Annotated in this window: 21 protein-coding genes and 1 pseudogene; 12 read left to right on the top strand and 10 right to left on the bottom strand. The window is 74.2% G+C overall.

The window, feature by feature from the left end; genetic code table 11:
• Positions 1–39 precede the first annotated feature (39 nt).
• Complete coding sequence (folE, locus tag OC439_RS11610; RefSeq protein WP_013288986.1) at positions 40–657, top strand: GTP cyclohydrolase I FolE; 618 nt, start codon at positions 40–42, stop codon at positions 655–657.
• A gap of 53 nt (positions 658–710) precedes the next feature.
• On the opposite strand, the gene OC439_RS11605 is transcribed toward folE, so the two are convergent.
• Positions 711–1,412 carry a hypothetical protein gene (locus OC439_RS11605; RefSeq protein WP_262013405.1) on the bottom strand — a complete coding sequence of 234 codons (702 nt, stop codon included), beginning with the start codon at positions 1,410–1,412 and terminating at the stop codon, positions 711–713.
• The gene (locus tag OC439_RS11600) at positions 1,409–3,991 is read right to left on the bottom strand and encodes an FtsK/SpoIIIE domain-containing protein (protein ID WP_262013480.1); all 2,583 of its coding nucleotides are present in this window, start codon (positions 3,989–3,991) and stop codon (positions 1,409–1,411) included. Before OC439_RS11600 ends, OC439_RS11605 begins: the two co-directional genes overlap by 4 nt.
• Before the next feature lie 213 nt (positions 3,992–4,204).
• Between OC439_RS11600 and OC439_RS11595 the strand changes: the two genes are divergently transcribed.
• A complete protein-coding gene (locus tag OC439_RS11595) occupies positions 4,205–4,762 on the top strand; it encodes a hypothetical protein (protein WP_262013479.1) in 558 nt (185 codons plus the stop codon).
• A gap of 7 nt (positions 4,763–4,769) precedes the next feature.
• On the opposite strand, the gene OC439_RS11590 is transcribed toward OC439_RS11595, so the two are convergent.
• From OC439_RS11590 to OC439_RS11560, 7 genes and pseudogenes are all read right to left on the bottom strand, one after another.
• Complete coding sequence (locus OC439_RS11590) at positions 4,770–5,369, bottom strand: hypothetical protein (protein WP_123110626.1); 600 nt, start codon at positions 5,367–5,369, stop codon at positions 4,770–4,772.
• Positions 5,370–5,379: 10 nt separating this feature from the next.
• Positions 5,380–6,555 (bottom strand): M23 family metallopeptidase, encoded by a 1,176-nt coding sequence (locus OC439_RS11585; RefSeq protein ID WP_262013404.1) that lies wholly within the window; start codon positions 6,553–6,555, stop codon positions 5,380–5,382.
• On the bottom strand, positions 6,552–7,112 hold the full coding sequence (locus OC439_RS11580) for a hypothetical protein (RefSeq protein ID WP_262013403.1): 561 nt from the start codon (positions 7,110–7,112) through the stop codon (positions 6,552–6,554). The genes OC439_RS11585 and OC439_RS11580 overlap by 4 nt, the downstream gene beginning before the upstream one ends.
• Positions 7,109–9,052: an MFS transporter gene (locus tag OC439_RS11575; RefSeq protein WP_262013402.1), complete on the bottom strand. Its 1,944-nt coding sequence runs from the start codon at positions 9,050–9,052 to the stop codon at positions 7,109–7,111. Before OC439_RS11575 ends, OC439_RS11580 begins: the two co-directional genes overlap by 4 nt.
• A 1-nt stretch (position 9,053) precedes the next feature.
• A pseudogene (locus OC439_RS11570) lies at positions 9,054–11,888 on the bottom strand (ATP-binding protein); the annotation flags it as partial.
• 574 nt (positions 11,889–12,462) lie between these two features.
• The gene (locus OC439_RS11565) at positions 12,463–12,825 is read right to left on the bottom strand and encodes a hypothetical protein (protein ID WP_013288977.1); all 363 of its coding nucleotides are present in this window, start codon (positions 12,823–12,825) and stop codon (positions 12,463–12,465) included.
• A gap of 14 nt (positions 12,826–12,839) precedes the next feature.
• Positions 12,840–13,154: a hypothetical protein gene (locus OC439_RS11560; RefSeq protein WP_013288976.1), complete on the bottom strand. Its 315-nt coding sequence runs from the start codon at positions 13,152–13,154 to the stop codon at positions 12,840–12,842.
• Positions 13,155–13,512: 358 nt separating this feature from the next.
• Here OC439_RS11560 and folP point away from each other — a divergent pair, with 358 nt between their 5' ends.
• From folP to OC439_RS11525, 7 genes are all read left to right on the top strand, one after another.
• Positions 13,513–14,409, top strand: a complete 897-nt coding sequence (gene folP, locus OC439_RS11555) for a dihydropteroate synthase (RefSeq protein WP_262013400.1) — start codon at positions 13,513–13,515, stop codon at positions 14,407–14,409.
• Positions 14,406–14,765 carry a dihydroneopterin aldolase gene (gene folB, locus OC439_RS11550; protein ID WP_262013399.1) on the top strand — a complete coding sequence of 120 codons (360 nt, stop codon included), beginning with the start codon at positions 14,406–14,408 and terminating at the stop codon, positions 14,763–14,765. The genes folP and folB overlap by 4 nt, the downstream gene beginning before the upstream one ends.
• Positions 14,762–15,289: a 2-amino-4-hydroxy-6-hydroxymethyldihydropteridine diphosphokinase gene (folK, locus tag OC439_RS11545; RefSeq protein WP_030273727.1), complete on the top strand. Its 528-nt coding sequence runs from the start codon at positions 14,762–14,764 to the stop codon at positions 15,287–15,289. The genes folB and folK overlap by 4 nt, the downstream gene beginning before the upstream one ends.
• Before the next feature lie 85 nt (positions 15,290–15,374).
• The gene (locus tag OC439_RS11540; RefSeq protein ID WP_120574102.1) at positions 15,375–15,863 is read left to right on the top strand and encodes a DUF3180 domain-containing protein; all 489 of its coding nucleotides are present in this window, start codon (positions 15,375–15,377) and stop codon (positions 15,861–15,863) included.
• Positions 15,864–15,977: 114 nt separating this feature from the next.
• Complete coding sequence (locus tag OC439_RS11535) at positions 15,978–17,204, top strand: ABC transporter permease (RefSeq protein ID WP_262013398.1); 1,227 nt, start codon at positions 15,978–15,980, stop codon at positions 17,202–17,204.
• 61 nt (positions 17,205–17,265) lie between these two features.
• Positions 17,266–17,568, top strand: a complete 303-nt coding sequence (locus tag OC439_RS11530) for a hypothetical protein (RefSeq protein ID WP_135242344.1) — start codon at positions 17,266–17,268, stop codon at positions 17,566–17,568.
• 83 nt (positions 17,569–17,651) lie between these two features.
• On the top strand, positions 17,652–18,143 hold the full coding sequence (locus tag OC439_RS11525; RefSeq protein ID WP_013288969.1) for a hypothetical protein: 492 nt from the start codon (positions 17,652–17,654) through the stop codon (positions 18,141–18,143).
• A gap of 2 nt (positions 18,144–18,145) precedes the next feature.
• Here the strand turns inward: OC439_RS11525 and OC439_RS11520 are convergent, their stop codons facing one another.
• Positions 18,146–19,138, bottom strand: coding sequence for an ABC transporter ATP-binding protein (locus OC439_RS11520; RefSeq protein WP_262013397.1), 993 nt, complete (start codon positions 19,136–19,138; stop codon positions 18,146–18,148).
• Between the two features lie 2 nt (positions 19,139–19,140).
• Between OC439_RS11520 and OC439_RS11515 the strand changes: the two genes are divergently transcribed.
• The 3 genes from OC439_RS11515 to OC439_RS11505 all read left to right on the top strand — a co-directional run bounded on the left by OC439_RS11515 (position 19,141) and on the right by OC439_RS11505 (position 21,707).
• Positions 19,141–19,830 carry an ABC transporter permease gene (locus tag OC439_RS11515; protein WP_262013396.1) on the top strand — a complete coding sequence of 230 codons (690 nt, stop codon included), beginning with the start codon at positions 19,141–19,143 and terminating at the stop codon, positions 19,828–19,830.
• Positions 19,827–20,549 (top strand): ABC transporter permease, encoded by a 723-nt coding sequence (locus OC439_RS11510; RefSeq protein ID WP_135242340.1) that lies wholly within the window; start codon positions 19,827–19,829, stop codon positions 20,547–20,549. The genes OC439_RS11515 and OC439_RS11510 overlap by 4 nt, the downstream gene beginning before the upstream one ends.
• Before the next feature lie 153 nt (positions 20,550–20,702).
• Positions 20,703–21,707: a glycine betaine ABC transporter substrate-binding protein gene (locus tag OC439_RS11505; RefSeq protein ID WP_262013395.1), complete on the top strand. Its 1,005-nt coding sequence runs from the start codon at positions 20,703–20,705 to the stop codon at positions 21,705–21,707.
• Positions 21,708–22,766: the final 1,059 nt, after the last annotated feature.

Here is a 22,766-nt window from a genome sequence, read left to right as displayed (position 1 = left end):
TCCGCGACCGAGCCCGACGGGGACGACGCGCTCGACTACGTGGCCGCACGCCTGATCAGCGGCAAGCTCACCGGCGGCCCGGTGGAGGACAGCGTCGACCTCGCCCGGATCGAGAAGGCGGTCCGCGAGATCCTCATCGCGGTCGGCGAGGACCCGGACCGCGACGGCCTCCAGCAGACGCCGGCCCGGGTCGCCCGCGCGTACGCCGAACTCTTCGCCGGCCTGCGTGTCGACCCGGCCCAGGTGCTCCGCACCACGTTCGAGGCCAACCACGAGGAACTGGTGCTCGTCCGGGACATCGACGTGATGAGCCTCTGCGAGCACCACCTGCTGCCGTTCCGGGGCAGCGCGCACATCGGTTACATCCCCGGCCCGGACGGCCGGATCACCGGCCTGTCGAAGCTGGCCCGGCTGGTCGAGGTGTTCGCCCGCCGGCCGCAGGTGCAGGAGCGGCTCACCTCGCAGATCGCCGACCTGCTGATGTCCAGCCTCGCCCCGCGCGGTGTGATCGTGGTGCTGGAGTGCGAGCACATGTGCATGGCGATGCGCGGCATCCAGAAGTCGGGCGCGAAGACCATCACGTCCGCCGTGCGCGGCGGCCTGCAGAACGACGCGAAGTCTCGGGCCGAGGCGATGGCGCTGATCATGGCCCGCTGACCCTCGACCGGCACCGACGGCCGCGTACTCCCGCCCGGGAGGCGCGGCCGTCGTCAGTCGGGCAGCATGGCGAGCAGCAGTCCGGCGGCGGTGAGCACCGCCGGGACCAGGCAGACCAGGGCGCCGAATCGGGGCGTCCGGTCCACCCGGTCGGTGGGCCGCGGGCGGAAGATCCGCCCCACCGCGAGCCAGCCCAGCATGAACGCGACAGCCGGCAGCGGCAGCCCCACGAGGAGCGCCAGCACTGTCACCGGTCCCGGACCGGCGACCGCGTACAGCAGCAACTGGAGCAGCGGCACCACGAGCGCCAGTGGTCCGTACACCAGCAGGTTGCGGGGCCGGGACGGCCACCGGGCCAGCCGCGGCAGGCCACGCGCGCTCAACGTGTCGTCCGCCGCGTCCGCCCAGTCCCCGGCCGCGCGCAGCGCCGCCAGCACCGCCGACGGCCCGCCCGCCATCGACCGGGCCGCCTCGGTCACCTCCGGCGGCGTCGGGACCAGCGACATCGCCGGGACACCCAGATCACGCAGCCGGGACTGCTGCGGCGCCAGCCGTTCGCGTACCGCGGTCAGCTCCTCGCGGGCCGCGGCCACCGACCGCGCCTGCTCCCCGGCGGCGGTGGCCGCCGCCCGGCGTACGCCGTCGAGCGCCCGCGCGGCCGCGACGTACTCCGCCCAGGCCGACTCGGCGGGGTCCGCCACTGTGGTCGGCCCACCCGCGCGGGGCCCCGGTACGGCCGTGCCGGTCTCACTCATGCCGCCCCCTCCCCGGTGCGCTCCGTCGCCCGCGGGTCCGGCTCGACCCGCGCGGTCGCCACTTCGGCCGTGCCGAACGGCACGAAGACGGTGCCCTGCTCGTCCGGGCCGTCCCAGAGCACCGCGCGACAGGGGTGGGGCCGCCACCAGACCGGACGGTCGAAGAGTTGCTCCAGCCGGCCGCCCGGCACGTCGGTGACCGCCACGGCGGTGAGCTTGTCCACCTCGCCCTCCGGACCGAGCAGCCCGGCCAGTGGCGCCGGTGTCCGCCACCAGCCGAGCAGGTGCCGCCCGGCCGGCGGGCCCTCCAGCAGCAGCGTCCGCAGCAGGTCCGGCGGCAGTTCGGTGGCGTCCGGCACGTCCAGCCCGAACACCACGAGGTAGCCCGGCTCGTCCGAGTCCATAGCGGTCCGCAGCCCGGCCGCGTCGACGGTCTCCACCCGGTGCCGTCCGGCCAGCTCGGCGGCGAGCACCCCGGCCGGCTCGGCCGACCCGTTCGCCAGCGGCGCCAGCACGAACCGGGCCGCGCCCGGATGCGCCGCAGCCGCGCTGCGTACCGCAGTCACCAGCAGGCGCTCGGCCTCCTCGTCCCGCCCCAGGACGGCCAGGTTCCGCCCCGCGCCCGGCCCCAGCGGCACCGTCACCGTGGACCGCCGCACGTCCACCGCCCGGCCCAGCAACGCGGCGGGCGCGTGGGCCCGCCCGGCCAGCGCGGCCCGGTGCCGCGGGTCGTTGGCGAGCAACGGGCGGGCGTACCCGGCGAAGACCACCGGAGGCGTCACCGACTCGCCCCGCGCCTCCCACAGCCGTCGCCGCAGGCCGGTCAGTACCTCGGGATCCTCGTACGGATCCGGGAAACGGATCATCCGCTCGTGCCCCCGGGTTGCGCCGCGCGGACCGCCCAGGCCACCCGCCGTGTTCACCACCGCGCTGCCCACCGGCAGCCCGGCCGCCGAGTCGTTCGCCGGTTCCAGCACCGCCGAACCGCCGGGCAGCGCCACCCGCACCGGGAACTGGCCGAGCAGCGGGTCACGCGGACCGCCGATGCCCAGGTCACCCTCGCCGGCCAGCACCAGGTGGATCCCGTACGACCGGCCGGCGCGGGCGAGCGCGTCCAGCCGGGCCAGCAGGTCGGCGGCGAGCCGGTCCCGCTCGCGCAGCGCCAGCGGGAAGTTGTCGACCACGCAGACGATCCGGGGCAGCGGCTGGTGCTGCCGCAGCTCGGCGTAGCGCTGCCCACCGGCCCGCCGGGACGCCTCCTCGCGCCGGCGCAGCTCCGCCTCCAGTTCGCCGAACAGGTCGGCCACGTACTCCCGGTCGGCGGCCATCCCGGCGGCACGCACCTGCGGCACCCAGGAGCGGTCCCGCTCGGTCTGGAGGAACTCCACGAACGACTCACCGTCGGCCAGGTCGGCCAGGTAGAGCGCCAGCTCGTCCGGGCCGTACCGGGTGGCGAGGCCGAACAACGCGTCGGTCAGGAACGCCGACCGGCCCGCCTGACCTCGGCCGCTGACCAGCCAGTGCGGCGTCAGCTCGGTGAAGCCCAGACTGACCGGGCGCCCGGCGGCGTCACCCACAGTGGTGCTCAGTCCGTCGGCCGAGCCGGCCGTCCAGAACCCGTCGGCAGGCAGCAGGTCACGCAGGGAGAGGCGGGAGCCGTCCTCGATCTGCCGGGCCAACCGCGCGCAGACAGCGGCGACCAGGTCGGCGGGCGGATCCTCGTCGAGGAACACGGGCGAGTTCAAGCCGCCCGGCGGCTCGGCGCCCGGACTGCTGAGGCCGGCGCCGGGCGGGTCACCGACCAGCGCGTACGCGGTGCGAACAGTGACCGCTGTCGCGCGTGGCAGCGGGCTGCCGTCCGGCCAGCCGGCCAGCACCAGATGCAGCCCGGCGCGCGGCCCACCCTCGGCCAGCCCGGCGAGCCGGTCCAGGTCGGCGGTGGTCGTACCCTCGGGCAGCGCGGCGACCACGAGCAGCAGCGTCCGGTCGTGCCCGCGCTGCCGGGCTGTCCCGGCGGCCACCCACTGCTCCGCCTCGGCCAGCACCGCGCGCATCCCGGCGAGGTCGGTGGCGGGCGGGGGCAGCAGGCCGGCGTCGGCGAGCGGCGCGTAACCGGCGAATGTGTCACCGGAACCGCCGTCGACCGCGCGGGCCAGCAGCGCTCCCGCCGGCGTGGCAGCGAAGACGCGCAGCAGCAGCGCGCGGAGCAGCCCGGCCACCCGGGCGTCCGAGGCGTCGGCGTCGAGGCTCAGGTGGCCGCTGCCGAGCAGCGGCACCAGCGCGGGGAAGCGGGCGTCGTCGAGCGGCGCGGCGGTACCCACCCGGACCAGCGGCGGCAGGCCGTCACCGGGAGGCGTCGTCGCGCTCAGCGCTTCCAGCGGCCCGCCTGCCCAACCGGGCGCCGCCACGTCGGCCGCCGCCCGCAGGCGCTCGGCCAGCTCGTACTGCCGGTGGTGGTCGGCAGGCGCGGGCCGGATCTCGTCGAGGATGCCCGCCGCCGCCGTCGCGGCGGCCTCGGCCCGGCGGTGCAGCGCGGCGGCCCGGCCGGCGCGCGCCTTCGGAGTCGCCACCGCGTCCACCTCTCTTTCCGAGGCCGACATGTCCTCCCCGAGGTGTGACGGTAACCCAGGCGGCGGCCGTCCACCGGGATGTCGGTCGGCGCGGTGAGCTGGTCGGCGGTGAGCAGCCTCACCCCGCCGCCGGTCGGCGTCCGCCCGGCGGTTCGCCACGATCCGCCGGTTCCAGGCATTGGGTACGCGAGGCGCAGCCGATAGCCTCAGGAGGTGGAATCAGTGCAGCCCCCCGCCGGTTCCCAGGTGTCCCGAGTACCGGCGCAGCGAACCCCGCCGGAGCAGTTGGCGCCCCCAGCGCCCGCTCCCGCTCCGGTACGCCCCAAGCGCCCGGTGCGCACAGTGCTCGCTGTCGTCGCGGGGGTGCTGGCGGTGCTGTGCACCGTCGGCGGAGTGGTCGGGTTCGTGTTGTACGACCGCGCGACCGCCCCGGACCGAAGCGCCCCCGACGTCGTGGTGGACAACTATCTCCGAGCCTTCCTCGTAAACCGCAACGACACGAGAGCCGAGGAGTTCGACTGCGCTGGAAGGGCGGACGCTGACGCATTGCGTGCGCTTCGCGACGACCTTGGGGCCCGGGAGCAGCGCTTCAACACGACGATCTCGGTGAGCTGGGGCCCGCTGGCCGTTCAGGAGTCCGGCGAGGTCGCGGTGGTCGAGGTCGACCTCATCATCTCCGCCTCCGTCGACGGCATCACGCAGAGTGAGCGGCAGAGGTGGCGTTTCGAGACGAGACGCGACGACGGCTGGGGCGTCTGCTCGGCGCAGCGCGCCGACTGACTCCCGGCTACTCCAGCCAGAGCAGGTGCACCGGCACCTCCAACGTGGTCGGCGCCTGGCCGCGCCAGGCCCACCGGTACCACTCCAGTTCCGGGGCCACCCGCACGCAGATGTCGCCGTCCGCGCCGGAGTAGGTCTCGGTGACGGCACGCAGGTCGCGTCGTTCCACGCCGTTGTCCACGTGCACCACGCGCCGCCCGGTCACCGCGTCGGCCTCGAACACCGGGGTGGGTGGCCGGCGTTCCGGCACGTCCAGCGAGACCAGCCGGAGACCCGGGGCGCTCGCCCCGGCCACCGGCCGCCGCTCACCGATGGTCTCCACCCAGACCCGTTCCACAGGCACCAGCGGGGCGAACACCTCCACCTGCTCGGCCTCGGCCCGGTACCACTCGTGTTCCGGGATCACCGGTACGTAGGTGCGGCTGCCCTGCACCACCCGCTCGTCGGCCCGCAGGTCGCCACGCCAGCCGAGGCCGGGCAAGCCGACCAGGACGCGGCGGCCGCGCAGCTCGGTGCCGCCGGTGGCGGGCACGGTCTCCACCGGCCGGGGCGGCAGCGGCGCCCAGTCGGGCCGGTCGGCGAACGGGTCGGGCAGGGGGTTGCTCATCCGCCCGGCCTCACCCGGTCTCGCCGAGGGGCGCGCCCCGCTTGCGCATGAAGGGCACCGGGTTCTCCGCCCCGTTGCTGGACCGGTCGCCGTTCTTGTGCACCTCGAAGTGCAGGTGCGGGCCGGACGAGTTGCCGCTGCTGCCGGAGATCCCGATGACCTCGCCCGCCTCGACTGCCTGACCCGGCACCACGCGGGGTCGCTCGACCATGTGGCAGTAGCGGGTGATGAATCCGCCGGCGTGCAGGATGTCCACGAACCATCCGCAGCCGCCCTTGTTCGGCCAGCCGTCCCGGTCGCAGTCCCGCCGCCCGGAGCGGTCGGGGTCGCAGCGGGCCACCAGCACCCGGCCCGCCGAGGCGGCGTGGATCGGCGTGCCCTTCGAGGCGGCCAGGTCCACGCCCTGGTGGCTGGGGCGGGCCGTGGTGCGGAAACCGGAGACCACACCGCCGGGCAGCGGCGCGGTCCAGCCGGAGGCGGCGATCCGGTCTCCGGCCGCGGCGTCGCACACCGCCTTGCCGGCGATCTCCACGGTCCGGGCGGCGCCGCCGGCCAGCGCGTCGACGATGGCTCCGGCCAGTTCCTCGTGCTTGGCGTAGGCGTCGGGGTAGGCGCTGACCTGGACTTTCTGAGCGACCACAGTGAGCGGGCGCTGCTGCCAGTTCGGCACCTTCTCCATCTTCTGGTAGAACTTGCGGGCCGCGTACGAGGGCGTCATCCGCTGCTCGACGCTGCCCCACCCGGGCCGCTGCTGGAACAGGCCCAGCGAGTCGTGGTCGGCGCCGACCCCCTCGTGCGGCAGCGCCAGCGACGCCGGCACCGTGCTGTTGGCGAGGTTGCGCAGCGCTGATTCCTGCATCGCGGTGGCCAGTGCGATCACCCAGCCGCGCGCGGGGAGCTTCATGTCCTGGCCGACCTTGATGATGACCGCGGCGTTGCGCAGCTGGCGCTCGCCGTACTCGGCGAAGCGCGGCATGTCGCCGGTCAGGTTCACCTGGTAGGTGGGGTCGCAGTTCAGGGCCGCGAGCTTCGGGTCGTCCTCGTCGCCCCCGAGTTCGGTGAGGAGGAAGGCGCCGGCGCCGCCGACGCAGCAGAGCAGGGCGAGCACGCTCGTGACGGCGGTGGCGACCACGCCGAGGCGCAGCTTCCGGCGGACCTGTCCGGCGACGGCCGGGCCGGCGGTCACGACCGCTCCCAGTCGATCGCGTCCACCAGCCAGGGTCCGTCCGGTGCGACGAGTTCGAGCCGGAGCGTGCCGTTGTCCAGCGGAACCACCGCCTCCACGAAGGACTCGGTACGGGGCCGGAGCGTCGGGGCGCCAGTGGTCCTCCGCGCGGGCACGGTCTCCGGGTCGGCATCAGTCATCTTCTCGGCCAGCGCCGGGGTGGAGAGCGGCCGCAGGCGGGCCTGCCACGTGTCGCCGCTGCTGCCCGGGCCGCTCAGCCACGCGGTGGTGAACCGCCCGGCGACCTGCTCCGGCGTGTCCTCGCCCGGCCGGGTCTTCGGGGCCACGGCGGTCGGCGGGCTGGCGAGCACGCCGTCGTCACCGGCCTCCGGATCCGCGGTGCTGATCGGCTGGGTGGGGCGGCTGGTCAGGCCGAGACCCGGATCGCCGGGGCCGGCGACGAGGCGGGCCGCGCCGATCACCCCGAAGACCAGCACGGCGATCATCAGGGCGACACCGATCCGGGACCGGAGGACCCGGGTGAAGAGGAACTCCAGCGCGCGCCGCACCGGACTCACCGGGCCTCGGAGCGGATGCGCGGCGCCGGCCGGGCCGGTGCGGTGCCGCGGCCCGCCGAGTCCGGCCGGTAGACGGCGTAGGAGGGCGTTTCCTCCGGCACGTCCGGCTCGGTCCAGGTCGACGGTGCGCGCCGGGGGCGGGGAGTGCCGCCGGGACGCTCACCCGGTCGTCCGCTCGCGGGCGCCTCCTCCGGCCGTTCCCGCCCGTCCGGCCGTTCCCGCTCGGCGGGTGTGGCGCTGTGCGCCGGATCCTCGTGCCGGGCCTCCGGCCGGAGACTGCGCTGGTCGGCCGTGACGGTGCGGCGCTTGCCGATCGCCGGCTCGTTGGTGCCGCCGGGCTCGGCCACGTCCAGCCGCGCGGCGATCCGCATGTCCCGGAAGAACCGGCGGTGCCAGGAGCCGGCCGAGCTGACCGCCTCGCTGCTGTCCTTGCCGCCGAGCTGGGTGATCCGGCGGTACGGCCGCAGCAGCAACCAGCCGACGACCCCGCAGAGCCAGACCAGGACCACCTGGAGCCAGCCGGGCAGCGTGGCAGTGTTCATGATCAGGTCGACGGCGAAGAGGTAGATGGCCGCGCCGGTGCCGAAGATGGCGATGTTGAAGACGGCGGCGACCACCGCGTTCGCCAGCCGCCGGAGCCCGGCGCTGGCCGGGCGCATCAGGCCGACGGTGCCGAGGATCGGCGCGGCGATCACCGCCCAGCGGAAGATCAGGAAGCCGAGCAGTACCAGCAGTGACGCGGTGAGGTCGAACATCGCGAACAACACCGACGCCAGCACCGCGATGAAACCGGCACCGATCCGGTCCATGTCCTTGGTGCCCTTGAGGTACTCGTACGCCTCCGGATCCTCGGTCTTGATCTGCTCGGCGACACGGGCCCACTGCTGTTGCTTGGCCTTGATCGTGCCCTCGCGGGTGGCCGGGTTCTGGCGGAGCTTCTCCGACTCCTCCCAGGTCAGGGACTTGGCGTCGTACAGGGCCGGGCCGTACTTCTTCGCGGTCTCGCTGTCCGCCGAGCCGAGCACACCGCGCAGCCAGTTCCGGTAGAGCATCGTCTCGGTCGCCGTGTCGCTGGCACGTACGGCGGGCGGCCGCTTGTCGACACAGGCGCTCGGGTTCGGCAGCGCGCACTTGTCCGGCGGGACGGTCTTGGAGGAGGGGCCGACCGCGTCGTGCACCACGCCCAGCGTGCTGATCAGCGTGTTGTCGGCGATGTTCGCGGACTTGACCGGCCACGCGGCCAGCGCGGTCACCGCCACCATCACCAGCAGCGCCCAGCCGGCAGTGGTCATCGCGTTGCTCATGTCCGACTGGCGGGAGCGCCAGAGCAGGTAGAGGCCGACCACGCAGACGGTGATGATGCCGAAGACGCTGAACACCTTCTGGTAGACGGCCTTCGTGGCCTGCTCCACCAGCGGATCGGCCCAGCTCCACATCGTGCGTGGATCCCAGGCGCGCTCGCGCAGCGCGTTCGAGGCGCCGATCACCGCGTTGGCGAACATGAACTCGCCGTTGGCGACCATAGTCGTGAAGCGGTAGTCCGGATGCAGCACCGAGGAGGCGCAGCCGCCGTCCACGTCGTACGTGTTGTAGCTGTACCCGGCGTACCCGTAGTCGCTGTAGAGGCCCTTCGGGCCGGGCTCCTTCGCCGAGTCGGGCCGGGACGCGAACCAGCCGGCCAGGCCCGAGTCCGGCGCGGCGGGCACCGGCGCGTTGCGGCACTCGACCTGGTCCTCGCTGACCGCCTTGAGCTTGCCGACGCAGGACCGGAAGTCGGCCTGCCACTCCTTGGTGCTGCACAGCTCGGCGCGCGCCTGGGTGACCGGCGCGGCGGCGTACGCGGGTGTGGCCGCTCCGATCACCGGCCAGGAGATCGTGGCCCCGGCGAGTACGCCGAGCGCGAGGAGGAGCGCCGCGATCCGTGCCCGGGCCCTCGCCATGTCACGCCTCCAGATCAGCCAGGACGGTCGGCAGTATCCCGGCGGCCTGGGCGACCGCGGCGGGGGTGGTGTCCAGGTGCTCCAGCAGCCCGTCGACGTACGACACGTCGACCCGGACCTTCTGCACGCGTCCGTCGACGTCGCGCATGACGAACTCGCGGAAACCGAGCCGGTTGGCCGATCCGCTGTCCGCCTGGGAGAGCGAGGCGAGTGTCGCCTCGTAACCGTCGTCGACAGGTACCCGCAGCAGGCGCAGCGCCTCGGAGGCGATCTCACTGTCCTCGGCGATCCGGCCGACGAAGACGGTGGAGACGAGGTTCTGCACGTCGAGGCCGAGGATGTCCTTGGGGTTCTGCGAGGCGACGAGCGCGGCGAGGTTCCACTTGCGGGAGTCGCGGGCGAGCCGGACCAGGAACGAGCGCCCGGACCGCCAGCCCTCCATGAAGTGCGCCTCGTCGAGGCCGACCAGTTTCCGGGAGGACATCGAGCCGCCGTAGCAGCGGCGTACGGCGAGCCGGTGCGCGGTGTGCAGCATCGGCAGCGCGAGCGCCTCCTCGGCCGACCAGTACTCCCGCTCGATCTTGAGGTCGGGGAGCCGCAGGCCGGCCATGGTGATGACGGTGAGCGCCGCGTCGGCGCCGAGCAGCCCCTCCGGCGGCCGGCCGAAGAAGAGCATGGCCAGCGGCATCTCGGCGGTGTCGAGGAGGAGGTGGGCCAGTTCGCGCCCGGCGTCGTCGTCGAGGCCTTGGAGGCAGGTCACCACGTCGTCGAGCGTGGAGGTCTCCTCGGCGGGCACCTGGCGTACGGCGTGCCGGAACAGCGTGGCGGTGGACGCCTCCCGGGCCACCTGCGGCGGCACCAGCATCATGCAGATGTCCTGCACCAGCATCCGGCGCTCGGCGCGGGCGTTCGACACGGCGATCTCGAACTCGCGGTCGCCCGCCGGGCCGGCGCCGAACTCGCTGCGCAGCGGTGTCGGGATCAGCGCGTACGGCGCGAGCGTGCCCTGCTCCGAACCGGTCAGGTTGAGCACCCGGGAGTACGGCGCCAGCTCGGGCATGGCGCAGAGCCGGGCCAGCGGGCCGGACGGGTCGAGCAGCGTCACCTGCACGCCGCGCCGCGCGGCCAGGTAGCCGAGCGCGCCGAGCAGCGTCGACTTGCCACCGCCCGGTTCGGCGACGAAGACGGCGAGGCCGGAGCGCTCGCGTACCTCCATCGGGAAGTGCAGGTCGAGGAAGACCGGCCGGCGGCAGGTGCCGGCGGTGCGCCCGATCAGGTCGCCGCGCCGGTCGCCGACTGTGGACGCGGCCTGGGGCAGCGCGGCGGCGAGCAGGTTGACCGGCATCCGCCGGACGTAGCCGGTGTTGGCGATCGGCTCGCCGGGGATGAACTCGCGGGCCAGCCAGTCCTGGTTCTTCGGGTGCTGGAGCGAGATCCGCAGCTCGCGGGAGTAGAGCTGGATGAGCCGCCGGGCCCGTTCCAGGCACTCCTCCCGGGTACGGCCACCGACCGCGATCCGGTGCCAGCCGTGTGCCCGGGCCGAGTCGACGGGCAGGCCGGTGGTCATCTCGTCGCCGATCACCAGCGCCCGCTTGGCCAGGCGTTCCAGCTCGGGCGGCGCGTCGATGCCGTGCTCGGCGTAGTCGAGCTGCTGGGAGCGGATCATCCGGAGCCGGTGTTCGAGGTTCCGGAAGGAGTCGTTGGGGCCGAGGATGTCGACCCGGGTGGACAGCTCCATCGGCCACGGCAGCCGCTCGTGGAAGTGCAGCCAGGGCTCGTGCCGCTCGGGGATCTCCAGCGGCTCCATCCGGCCGACCGCGAGCACGGCGACGTGGCGTTCCTCGCCGGTCATCCGGTTGACCAGCTTCACCGTCGAGCCGTACGGGGTGCGGTAGCGCTCGACCTGCTCGGTGAGGGCCAGCAGGTCGCCGCGTTCCCACCGGCCGTTGGTGATCGGGGACAGGACGCCGGGCGGCGCCATGCACAGCGCCACCGAGCGGTAGAGCAGCCATTCCAGTTCGGGCGCGGTGACCCGGCGTCCGCGCATGCCGAACGCGCCGAGGACCTCGTCGAACTGCTCGACGGTACGGCTCAGCCGGCGCCGCTCGCCGTCGGCGGTGCCCCGGCCGAACGTGCGCAGGAGCCGTTCGGTGAGCGAGTCGCCGAGCGACCGGCGGGCGAACGTGACACCGAGATAGGTCTGGCCCTCGGCGTGGTTGACCGCCATCAGGTGCCGCTGTGCGGCGACCAGGTGGTCGGCCCAGCCGGTGGTGCCCGGTACGTCGGGCAGCGGGGCGGCGGTGTGCGCGTCGATGGTGCGGGCCCACTCGTCGGCCGGGAAGGGCCGGGTGGTGCGGCGCAGGTGCAGCCGGAACCCGGCGAGTCCGGCGTACTGCTCGGAGATCGCCGAGAGCAGCGCCTCGCGTTCGGCGTCCGGCCGGAACGCCCATCGCACCTCGGGCAGCCAGTACCAGGCGGTGACGGTGTTCGGGGTGAAGGTGAGGTGGCCGGCGATCTCGGTGATGGCCAGCTCGACCGAAGGGTCCCGGTCACCAAACTTGATCTTCGGGGCGCGGACCCGGACCGGCTTGGTCGGCCGGTTGCGGCGTTCCGGCGTGCGCTGCCGGGGCGGTGCCACCTCGCGGTGCGCCGGGCGGCCGACCTCACGCGACGGTGCCGCGCCGGTCGCGATCGGTTCCGCCGGAGTGACATCCGGTTCCCGGTGGTCGGCGGGAGCGGGAGCGGGGATCGGCGGGGGAGGCGGGAGTGCCGGCTCGGGCTCGGCCGGGGGGCGGAGCGCCGGCAGCCGGTCACCGGCCTGCTGCGGCACCCGGCTCCGGGGCGGCGGCGGGGCGAGCGCGGCGGGCGGGTCGGGCAGGGCGGGCTCGACCGGCGGCGGTGCGGGCTCGGGCCGGGGGCGGCCGACCGCGCGTACCCCAGGGGTCTGTTCGCGGATCGGCGGTTCCGGCTCGGCCCGGGGCGCCGGCTCGACCGGCACGGCGGGCTGGTGCGGGATCGGCAGCGGCTCCCGGCCGACGCCACGACGCGGCGGCGCCACCACCGGCTCGACCGGCGCGGGCGGCGTGGAAGCGGCGGGCCGCCGCCGGGGCTGCGCGCCGCCGAACAGGTCGAGGAAGGGCGAGTCGATGTCGCCGTCGGGGCGTACCGGCTCGCGCGGGGTCATCGGTCGCGGCGGCTGGAAGACGCCGACGCGGCTGTGCCCGGGGCTGGTGACGAGCGCGCTGTCGAGGACGACCTCGTCCAGATCCTCGTCCGGTGGGTAGTCGAACGATCGCGCACGGTTACCGTTGGGCCCGGCCGGGCGCCCGGCCGGGGAACCCGGCGTGGAAGAGCGACTCATGCGACCGCCTCACCCGCGTCGTTCGTCTGCACGGTTGTCGTACGCCCGGTCATGCCAGTTCCTCCCGGATCCTGATCCGGCTCGCGACGAGCCGCGGATCCCGCTGCTCGGTGGCCGGTTCCCGGGTGCGTCGCCAGTCGGTCAGCGCGGTCCGGATGACCATGCGCGCGGGCCGGTCCGGGTCGACGTACCGGAAGATGAACGAGGTCGTCACGATCGCCAGCGAGATCTCCCAGGCGGGGAACAGCTCGACCTGGAGCGTGAACAGCCAGTGGATGAACATGTAGAGGGGTACGAGCAGCATGAACAGGCCGTACTGGGCGTACGGCAGGTGGACGGGAAGGGTGTACCCGGGCGGCCCCAGGTAGACGAGGCGTGCCCGGTAGATGTCGTCGTCGGTGCGCAGCCGCATCGTCGCCCAGCGCCCTACTCGAAGATCAGGTTGATCAGGTAGTCGCCGACGAAGAAGAGTGTTGCCGCTCCGGCGATGAAGGCCAGGCCGATGATGGCGATGGCCGAGCTGGTCAGCACCTTGGAGATCTCACCCCGGCTGGCCCGGCCGATGAAGATCACTCCGAGGACCGCGAGCAGGATCGGCGCGATCTTGCTGGCGAAGAAGGTGACGACGTTGTCGGTGTCGATGCCCTTCGGTGCCGGCTCGGCGAGTGGAGTCGACGCCAGGGTGTGGAGCGCGTGGTCCACGGCACTGGACGCCGTTGCCATGAGCTCGATGGCGATCACTGGAAACCTCCCCAAGGTCGCGGCCGGCGGCGCCGCGTTGGTGCAAGTAGGCAAGCCTGGCGGGATGGTGCTCGTCAGAGACAGCGCCGTCAACGCTGAGTCCGTCACCCACCACGCAGAGTGGTGAGTTTTGGGGGGATTCTTCCCGCTTCGGCCCTCCCTCCAGGCTTCGCCATCTCGATGCTGGGCAATTCCAAAGCGTACGGCCCGGCCACCTTTGCGACAAGCCGTGAAGAGTCGACCTCCGACGGCCCGGATGACCGATCGTACACCTGTTCCAATGCGCACGTCAGGGGTGCCGCGTCGCGCGCTCGCCCGGTGGCCGGAAGCCCTGTCGGCGAACGGTACTGTCGGGTCCGTGACCGATCTGGTACGGGCGGAGGCCCCGGTGGTGATGGGCGTCCTCAACGTCACGCCCGACTCCTTCTCCGACGGCGGCAGATACGCCGATCTGGACGCGGCAGTCGCACACGGGGTGCGACTGCGCTCCGACGGCGCCGACCTGATCGACGTGGGTGGCGAGTCCACCCGGCCCGGCGCCGAGCGGGTCGACGCGGAGACGGAGACCGCCCGGGTGCTGCCCGTGGTCCGCGAGCTGAGCGCCGCCGGCATCCGCGTCAGCATCGACACCAGTCGCGCCCGGGTCGCCGAGGCCGTCCTCGCCGCCGGCGCGTACGTGGTGAACGACGTCTCCGGCGGCCTCGCCGATCCGGACATGGCCCGGGTGGTCCGCGACGCCGGCTGCCCCTGGGTGCTCATGCACTGGCGGGGTCACTCGCGGGGGATGCGGGAGCTGGCCACGTACACCGACGTGGTGGCCGAGGTCCGGGACGAGCTGAGCCGGCGCGTCGACGCCGCGCTCGCCGCCGGGGTGGCCGCCGACCGGATCATCGTGGACCCGGGCCTGGGCTTCGCGAAGACCGCCGCGCACAACTGGGCGCTGAGCGCCCGCCTGCCCGAGCTGGTCGACCTGGGCTTCCCGGTGCTGTTCGGGGCCAGCCGTAAGTCCTACCTGGGCCGGCTGCTCGCCGACCCGGCCGGCGAACCCCGGCCCCCCGCCGGGCGGGAGGCCGCGACCGTCGCGACGAGCGTGCTCGCCGTCGCGGCCGGCGCCTGGGGGGTACGCGTGCACGACGTCCGCGCCACCGCCGACGCGCTCGCCGTCTGGCGCGCCACCGGCGGCCCTCGGCTCGCCACCGCGACCGGCACACGGCGTACGGAAGCGTCCACCGGCACGAGCGGAGGCGACAGATGAGCGACCGGATCGAGCTGACCGGCCTGCGGGCGCACGGCCGCCACGGCGTCTACGACTTCGAGCGCGCCCAGGGGCAGGAGTTCGTGGTCGACGCGGTGCTCGAACTGGACCTGGGCCCGGCCGCGCGCTCGGACGACGTGACCGACACCGTCCACTACGGCGAACTCGCCGAACGTCTGGTCGCGGTGATCACCGGCGAGCCGGTGAACCTCATCGAGACACTCGCCGACCGGCTGCTCGCGGTCTGCCTGGCCGAGCCGCTGGTAGCCGCCGCGACGGTGACCGTGCACAAGCCGGAGGCCCCGATCCCGCACGCCTTCCGGGACGTCGCAGTCACGATGAGGCGTACCCGGTGACCCGGGCCGTGTTGTCGATCGGCAGCAACCTGGGCGACCGGCTCGGCCACCTGCGCGGCGCGGTGGCCGCGCTCGGCGACCGGGTGCTCGTGGTCTCCGGCGTCTACGAGACTCCACCGTGGGGGGACGCCGACCAGCCCGCGTACCTGAACGCCGCGGTGATGGTCGCGGACCCGGCGGCGGCGCCGGAGGACTGGCTGGCCCGCGCCCGGGCCGCGGAGGCGGCCGCCGGGCGCGACCGCGACCCGCAACGACGGTACGGGCCGCGCACGCTCGACGTGGACGTGATCGCGGTCTGGGACGACGCCGGCGAGCCGGTGCTCCGCGACGACCCCGAGCTGATCCTGCCGCACCCCCGGGCCCACCTGCGCGCCTTCGTGCTGCGCCCGTGGATCGACATCGAGCCGCACGGCCGGCTGCCCGGGCACGGCTGGCTGACCGATCTGCTCAACGCCGAGCCGCTCGCCGGGGACGCCCTGGAACTGAGCCCGCGACCCGATCTGGCGCTAGAGTCGGACACATGACCCGGTGGATCGTGGCCCGGCAGTGGCGAGCTGAGGAGGTGCGGTGAGCACCGACCGCTCCCCGCAGGGGCCCGACCGCTTCCGGATGGGGCCGACCCGGGCCTCCACCCTCGTGGTGGCCGGCCTGGCCGCCGCCGCGGTGGCCTGGCTGCTGATCAGCGGCTTCTACTACGACTTCGCGCCCGACCTGCCCTGGCTGCCGGTGATCACGCTGGCCGGGCTGGCCGTGCTGGAGGGCTACGCGGCGGTGAACACCCGGGGCCGGATCGAGCGGCGGCCCGGCCGGGAGCCGGTCAACCCGCTGCTGGTCGCCCGGTTCGTGGTGCTGGCCAAGGCGTCGGCGCTGGCCGGGGCCATCTTCGCCGGCTTCTACGCCGGGCTGACCGGCTGGCTGTTCGTGGAACGCACGAACGCCGCGGTGGGCGATCGACCGGCCGCGCTCGGCGGCCTCATCGCCGCGCTGGCGCTGGTCGCGGCCGCGCTCTGGCTGGAACGCTCCTGCCGCGTCCCGGAGCAGGAGGACGACGAGGACCGCGAGCCCGGTGACCGGGAGACGCCCCGCGGGCGTCTCTGAGGGTTCCCCCCACCCCGGCCCGGCGGTACCGTCCCTGGCGACCGGAGAGCGACGGCCGCCACCGGTCCGCCCGCCCGTGGGCCGGACGCGGCCACCTGGGGGAGGCGCGAGCCAATGGCGTACGACGATGCGGGCCGGACAGCGCCGCCGGAGACGTCGTCCGGGGTGCCCGCTGCCGTACTGGAGAACGTCTTCGACGACCCGGCCCACGGCGAACCCGGCCGGGACCGGATCGCGGTGCACGTCTTCTGGGAGTTCGTGCTGCTCGCCGGCCTGGTCGCGATGGCCTGGATGCTCTGGCGGGAGGACTCGGACGCGCTGCGCGGCGGCGCCCTGAAGACGTTGCTCGTCGACGTGGCGGCGCTCGGCCTGCTCACCCTCGCCGCCGGCCTGAGCCTGCGGGCCGGCGCGGTGAACCTGGCGCTCGGGCCGGTCGCGCTGGCCGCCGCGCTGCACTTCGCCGAGCAGGGCGACCGGGGCATGCGGGAGGCGCTGCTGCCGGCGCTGGCGATCGCGGCCGCGGCCGGGCTGGCGCTCGCCCTGGCCGTGGTGGTGCTGCACGTGCCCGGATGGGCGGCGAGCCTGGCCGGGGCGGCCGGAGTGATCGTCTACCTGGAACGGCGGACCGCGCCGGTGACGGTGCAGGGCGACTACGACCCGCGCGGCAGCGCGCTGTACTTCTTCGTCGGCTTCGCCGCGGTCGCCGTCCTCGGTGGCCTGTTCGCCGCGATGAAACCGGTACGCCGGCTGATCGGCCGGTTCCGTCCGGTCGCCGACCCGGCCCGGCGGCGCGGCGTGGCGGCCGCCACGGTGACCGCGCTGGCGCTCGTCGGGTCCACCGTGCTGGCGATGCTGGGCGGCGTGCTGATCGCGGCGAACGGGGACGGCCAGGTCGCGCCCGGCACCGGGCTGGACTGGACCGTGCTGGCGGTCGGCACCGTGATGCTCGCCGGCACCAGCGCGTACGGGCGGCGCGGCGGCATCTTCGGCACCCTGTTCGCGGTCTGCCTGGTGGTGGTGTTCCTGGCCTGGACCGTGCCGCACGGCTGGACGGTCAGCCGGTGGGCGCTCGGCGGCGCCGTGCTCGGCGTCGGCCTGCTCGTCACCCGGCTGGTCGAGACGTTCGGCCGTCCCCGCCCGGCACCGCCGGGTCCGCTCGGCCCGGTCCGCCCGGCCCGGGACGGCGCGCTGAGCGGCGGCTGGACGATGACCCCGCCGCCCGAACCGGCCGACGCCTGGCCCTCGGTGCTCCCGGTACGCGAGCACGACACCCCGGTGGAGGCGTGGGAGGCCCCGCGCTGGGACAACGAACCCCGGCGCTGGGACGCCGACGACCGCTGACCCCGGCGGTGGCCGTGCGTCCGGCGCGCCCGGACTGATCTCTCCGGTTAGGCTCGGCGGCATGACCGATACTCCTGCCCCCGGCGGCCGCACCTTCGACGAGCTCGACAAGCTCTCCACCGAGGAGCTGCGCGAGCAGGCGTTCAACCTGGCGCGCGACCGCCGCGACGTGGGCTTCTTCTGGTCGGTCCTGCGGCACCTGCCCAACGCCGACGAGGCTGCCGCGCTGGACGGCGCGCCGAACTCGATCGGCCCGACCATCGACGAGGCGAACGCGCTCTGGCGTGAGCTGACCGGGCACGGCTATGACGAGTCCGCGCCGCTGCTGCGCGCCGCCTTCATCGACTACCTGATGAAGCACTGAGGTCGATGACTGCCCGTCGGCCGACGGCGGCCGACCGGTTGCGCAGGTTTGCCCGGCGGGACCGGCCGGGAACTGACCGCCGCATGGCTCTGAGCAACCGCCCCCGCACCGTCCCCCGGTACGGCACGGCCGCCGGCACCGGCACGCTCGCCGCGTTCCTGCTCGTCGCCGTCGGCGGCAGTCCGATGTACGTGGACTGGGCGCAGCGCGGCACCGACCCGACCGGCGCGGGTGGCTGGTTCCTGCGGCTGCTCGCCTGGCCGTCCTGGCGGTGGCAGGCCGACGAGGGCGTGTTCGCCACCAACCTGCGGGCGATCCTACTGCTCGTGCTGGCCGCGGCACTGCTGTACCTGCTGCCCGGCCCGCAGGTCGACCGGGTGACGTCCTCGGGCAGCCAGTTCCTCTCCGGCTGGGGCGCGTACGCGCTCGCGGGCGGGCTCAGTGCCCTCCTCGCCACACTCCTCGGCCCGCACGGCTCGCTGTTCGCCGCGTTCCAGGCCGCGAGCACCGGCGTCACGTACGGCTTCTTCGCCGGCTGGATCGTCGGACTGGCCAGCCTCGGCGGCCGGGCCTGACCTCAGTCCACAGCACCGAGCGCCAGCACCCGGGTGCGGGTGAGCAGCCCCACCGCCCGGCCCTCCTCGGTCACCACCGCGTGCTCGGCGCCGGTGGTGAGCAGCGCGCCGAGCGCGTCGTACGCCGAGTCGCCGAGCGCCACAGTGGGCAGGCCGGTGCCGCCGTCGGCCGGGAGCGGGTCGAGCACCGCGCGGGTCACCGGCGTGACCGCGAGCCGCCGGATGCCCCGGTCGGCGCCGACGAACTCGCGGACGAAGTCCGAGGCGGGCGAGCCGAGCAGCGCGGCGGGTGTGTCGTACTGCTCCAGCCGGCCGCCCTCGGACAGCACCGCGATCCGGTCGCCCAGCCGGACCGCCTCGTCGAGGTCGTGGGTGACCAGCACGATCGTCTTGCGTACCTCGGCCTGCAACCGCAGGAACTCCTCCTGCAGGCGGGTCCGGACGATCGGGTCCACCGCCGAGAACGGCTCGTCCATCAGCAGCACCACCGGGTCGGCGGCGAGCGCCCGGGCCACGCCGACCCGCTGCCGCTGCCCGCCGGACAGCTCGTGCGGGTACCGCCTGCCGAACTGCGCCGGGTCCAGACCGACGAGTTCCAGCAGCTCGCCGACCCGGTCCCGGGTGCGCTGCTTCGGCCAGCCCAGCAGCCCCGGCACGGTCGCCACGTTCGCGGCGACGGTCTGGTGCGGGAACAGTCCGACGTTCTGGATGACGTACCCGATGCGGCGGCGCAGCGCCACCGGGTCGACCCGGGTGACGTCGTCGTCGCCGAGCAGGATCCGCCCGTCGGTCGGCTCGATCAGTCGGTTGATCATGCGCAGCACCGTCGACTTGCCGCAGCCGGACGGGCCGATCAGCACCACCAGTTCGCCGGCCGCGACCTCCAGGCTCAGCTCGCGTACCGCCTCGGTGCCGTCCGGGTAGCGCTTGCGGATGCGCTCCAGCGTGATCGACGCCGCGCCGCCTCCGGCGGCGCTTCCCGGGGTACCGTCCACGTGTGTCCCTCCACCTGAGCTACCGGGCCGACCCGGGTAATCCGTGGTTCTCCTGGCAGTACGTGCGGGACAACTCTGACACGATCCTCGCCGCGCTGCGGGAGCACACCTGGCTGACCGCCCGCGCCGTGGTGATCGCCGCGCTGGTGGCGTTGCCGCTCGCGGTGCTCGCGTACTGGTTCCGGTCGTTGTCGGCGCCCATCCTGGCGTTGACCGGGGTGCTCTACACCGTCCCGTCGCTGGCGTTGTTCGCGTTCCTCGCGCCGTACCTGGGCATCGGCGCGATCACCGTGCTCACCGTCGTCGCGCTGTACGCGCTGCTGGTGATCGTGCGTAACGCGCTGGCCGGGCTGAACCAGGTGCCGCCCGAGGTCCGCGAGGCCGCCGAGGGCATGGGGTACGGCAGGTGGGGCCGGCTGTTCCGGATCGAGCTGCCGCTGGCGCTGCCCGGCATCCTCACCGGCGTACGGCTGGCGACCGTGTCCACTGTCGCGCTCGTCACCGTCGGAGTGGTGGTCGGTCGGGGCGGGCTCGGGCAGCTCATCTTCGCGGGCTTCCAGAACAACTTCTACAAGGCGCAGATCATGGCCGGCACGGTGCTGTGCGTGCTGCTGGCGCTGGTGCTCGACCTGGTGCTGGCGGGCGTGGGCCGCCTGCTCACCCCCTGGCTGCGCGGGAGGTCCGCCCGGTGAACCCCGTCGAGCAGGCAGTGGTCTGGCTGAACGACCCGCTGAACTGGACCAACCCCGGCGGCGTGCTGGACCGCCTCGGCGAGCACCTGAGCATGTCCGCGCTGGCGGTGCTGCTGGGCTGCCTGGTGGCCTGGCCGATCGGGCTCTGGCTCGGGCACAGTGGCCGGGGCGGCGGGCTGGTCCTGCTGGTCTCCAACGTCACACTGGCGATCCCGACGCTGGCGCTGCTGACCATCCTCCCGCTGACGTTCCTCGGCTTCGGCCGGCCGGCCGTGGTGGTGGCGCTCGCGGTCTTCGCGATTCCGCCGCTGCTGGCGAACGCGTTCACCGGGGTGCGGCAGGCCGACCCGGAGGCCCGGGACGCGGCCCGGGGCATGGGTCTGTCCGGCGGGCAGGTGCTGCGCCGGGTGGAGCTGCCGCTCGCGGTGCCGTACCTGGCGGCCGGCTTCCGCACCGCGGCGGTGCAGGTGGTGGCCACCGCCGCGCTCGCCTCGTTCGTCAACGGCGGTGGGCTGGGCCAGATCATCCGGGCCGGGTTCGGGCTCGACATCGCGGCCGGCGGCGGCCAGATCATCGCCGGCGGGGTCCTGGTGGCCGGGTTGGCGCTGCTCGTCGAGGGGGTGCTCGCGCTGGTGGAGCGGGTGCTCACGCCCCGCCCGCTGCGCCGGGAACGCACGCGGGCGAACCGCCGCGCGACGGCGGCGACGACCGGCAACTGAGCCGTCGGTGACGATCGGATGACGAAAACCGCTCCGAGTTTGTCGGTCGGGTCCGGAGGATATTGGCTGGAGTCGCGGGTGGCCGTCCGGATCGCCCGTCGGACACGCGGCCGGCCCGAGGGGGTCGCGCCGGGACACGGAAGGCGGGCACTGATGCGCGCGCGTACGACACTGGCCGCGGGGGCGCTCGGCGCACTCACCGCGGCTGTTCTCCTCACCGGGTGCGGCGACGCCGGCTCGTCCGGCACCGACGCGCCCGAGCAGGGCGCCTCGGGGGCGGGCTGCGCTCCGGTGGCCGGTGACCAGCTCGTCGTCCTGACCGACGACAAGAAGCTCCAGAACACCGACAACGTCATCCCGGCGATCAACGCGAAGGCGGCCACGCCGCAGCTCGTCGCCGCGCTGGACAAGGTCTCCGCGAAGCTCGACACCCCGAAGCTGATCCAGCTCAACCGGGCGGTCGACGTCGACCGCAAGACGCCCCAGGTCGCGGCGCAGGAGTTCGCCTCCGCAAACGGCGTGACCGACGGGATCGAGAAGGGCCCGGGCGGTCAGATCACCGTCGGCGCCGGCAACTTCAGCGAGAGCCAGACCATCGCCGAGCTCTACAAGATCGCGCTCACCGCGGCCGGCTACCAGGTCAAGGTGCAGACCATCGGCAACCGGGAGCTCTACGCGCCGGCCCTGGAGAAGGGCCAGATCCAGGTCGTCCCGGAGTACGCCGCCACCATGGCGGAGTTCCTCAACACCAAGGCGAACGGCAAGGACGCCCAGCCCGTCTCCTCGCCGGAGCTGGACAAGACCGTCGCGGCGCTGAAGACCGAGGGTGACAAGGCCGGCCTGGTCTTCGGCCAGCCGTCCCAGGCGCAGGACCAGAACGCGTTCGCGGTCACCAAGACGTTCGCCGACAAGTACGGCGTGTCCACGCTCTCCGAGCTGGCCGCCAAGTGCTCCGGCCAGGCCACCGTGCTGGCCGGGCCGCCGGAGTGCCCGCAGCGGCCGAAGTGCCAGGCCGGTCTGGTCGAGGTGTACGACTTCAAGGCCGGCTCGTTCAGCTCGCTGGACGCGGGCGGTCCGCAGACCAAGAACGCGCTGAAGACCGGCTCGGCGAGCGTCGGCCTGGTCTTCTCCTCCGACGCGGCGCTGGCCACGAGCTGACGCGGCACCGCCGGCCGGCGCCACGCGTGCCGGCCGGCGGCACGGGCAGCCCGTTCGGCGGGCCGCTCATCGAGTGGCGCCGACCCGTTCCCCTCGGGTGGAACTCTCGGTACTCTGCTCAGCCATGCCAGCCTCGGTCGCGCCCGCCGACAAGAGCACGCCCGCCCTGCTCAACGTCCTGTTCTGGGTCGGTGTGGGGCTGGCGCCCCTGGCCGCGCTCATCCTGCTGATCGCCGACGGCAACGGCTCGCTCCGGTTCGGCGCGGTCCTGGCGATTCTCGCGGTCGTGCTCATCGGCCTGTCCATCGCCCTGCGGCCGGACAACGCTTCCGCAGGTGCGGAGGCCGAGGAACTGCGCGAGGAGCTGGCGCAGCTCCGGCGGGAGTTGCGGGCCGAGATCGTGGCCGCTGCCCAGCGCGGCAACCAGGCGCTCGACCAGGCACGGCGTGCGGAGGAGGCGGCCGGCGCGGTCCGGCAGCGGCTCGACGCGGCCGCTGCCGGGCTGGCCTCCGCGCCCGCGTCCACCTCGGCGTCCGCCTCCGCGCCGGCGCCGGAGCGCCCGAGCGGTGCGGCGAGGGTGCCGGTCACCGGCACGCCCGATGTCGGCCGGGCGCAGCCGGCCGGCCGGGACGACGACGAACCGGCCCGGCCGGCGTACTCCGGCGGCCGCTACGGAACCGAGCACGACGCGTCCCGGGCGGGCCACTACGACGCGGACCCGCCTCGGACCGGCCACCACGACGCCGCCCCGTTCCGGACCGGCCACTACGACGCCGACTCGCCAAGGGCGGGCCGCTACGACGCCGAGCCGGCGCGGGCCGGTCGGCACGACGCCGAGCCGGCGCGGGCCACCGCACGGCCGGACCGGCAGGCGAGCGGGGTGTACGGCGCGGCACGGGTGTCCGAGCCGATGCCCAGGCCGGAGAGCCGCCCGGTCGGCGTGGTCCACCACACCGAGACGGTGCACGTCACCACCCGGCACACCATCGTCGGCGGTGGTGAGCCGGCCGGAAGCCGGTACGGCGGATTCCCCGGCGGCTGGTCGGACGAGGACCGGTC

This window comes from Micromonospora sp. Mcm103, assembly GCF_024519755.1.
GTDB lineage: Bacteria > Actinomycetota > Actinomycetes > Mycobacteriales > Micromonosporaceae > Micromonospora > Micromonospora aurantiaca.
Note: the sequence above shows the minus strand (reverse complement) of the source record. Positions and strands in the feature narration are given on the sequence as shown.

What these genes read in the sequence shown, in the direction of transcription:
- OC439_RS11575 (WP_262013402.1), bottom strand. Translation starts at nt 9,052, where the DNA reads ATGGCGAGGGCCCGGGCACGGATCGCGGCGCTCCTCCTCGCGCTCGGC.
- OC439_RS11535 (WP_262013398.1), top strand. Translation starts at nt 15,978, where the DNA reads ATGGCGTACGACGATGCGGGCCGGACAGCGCCGCCGGAGACGTCGTCC.
- folB (WP_262013399.1), top strand. Translation starts at nt 14,406, where the DNA reads ATGAGCGACCGGATCGAGCTGACCGGCCTGCGGGCGCACGGCCGCCAC.
- OC439_RS11530 (WP_135242344.1), top strand. Translation starts at nt 17,266, where the DNA reads ATGACCGATACTCCTGCCCCCGGCGGCCGCACCTTCGACGAGCTCGAC.
- OC439_RS11505 (WP_262013395.1), top strand. Translation starts at nt 20,703, where the DNA reads ATGCGCGCGCGTACGACACTGGCCGCGGGGGCGCTCGGCGCACTCACC.
- OC439_RS11525 (WP_013288969.1), top strand. Translation starts at nt 17,652, where the DNA reads ATGGCTCTGAGCAACCGCCCCCGCACCGTCCCCCGGTACGGCACGGCC.
- OC439_RS11605 (WP_262013405.1), bottom strand. Translation starts at nt 1,412, where the DNA reads ATGAGTGAGACCGGCACGGCCGTACCGGGGCCCCGCGCGGGTGGGCCG.
- OC439_RS11540 (WP_120574102.1), top strand. Translation starts at nt 15,375, where the DNA reads ATGGGGCCGACCCGGGCCTCCACCCTCGTGGTGGCCGGCCTGGCCGCC.
- OC439_RS11590 (WP_123110626.1), bottom strand. Translation starts at nt 5,369, where the DNA reads ATGAGCAACCCCCTGCCCGACCCGTTCGCCGACCGGCCCGACTGGGCG.
- OC439_RS11565 (WP_013288977.1), bottom strand. Translation starts at nt 12,825, where the DNA reads ATGCGGCTGCGCACCGACGACGACATCTACCGGGCACGCCTCGTCTAC.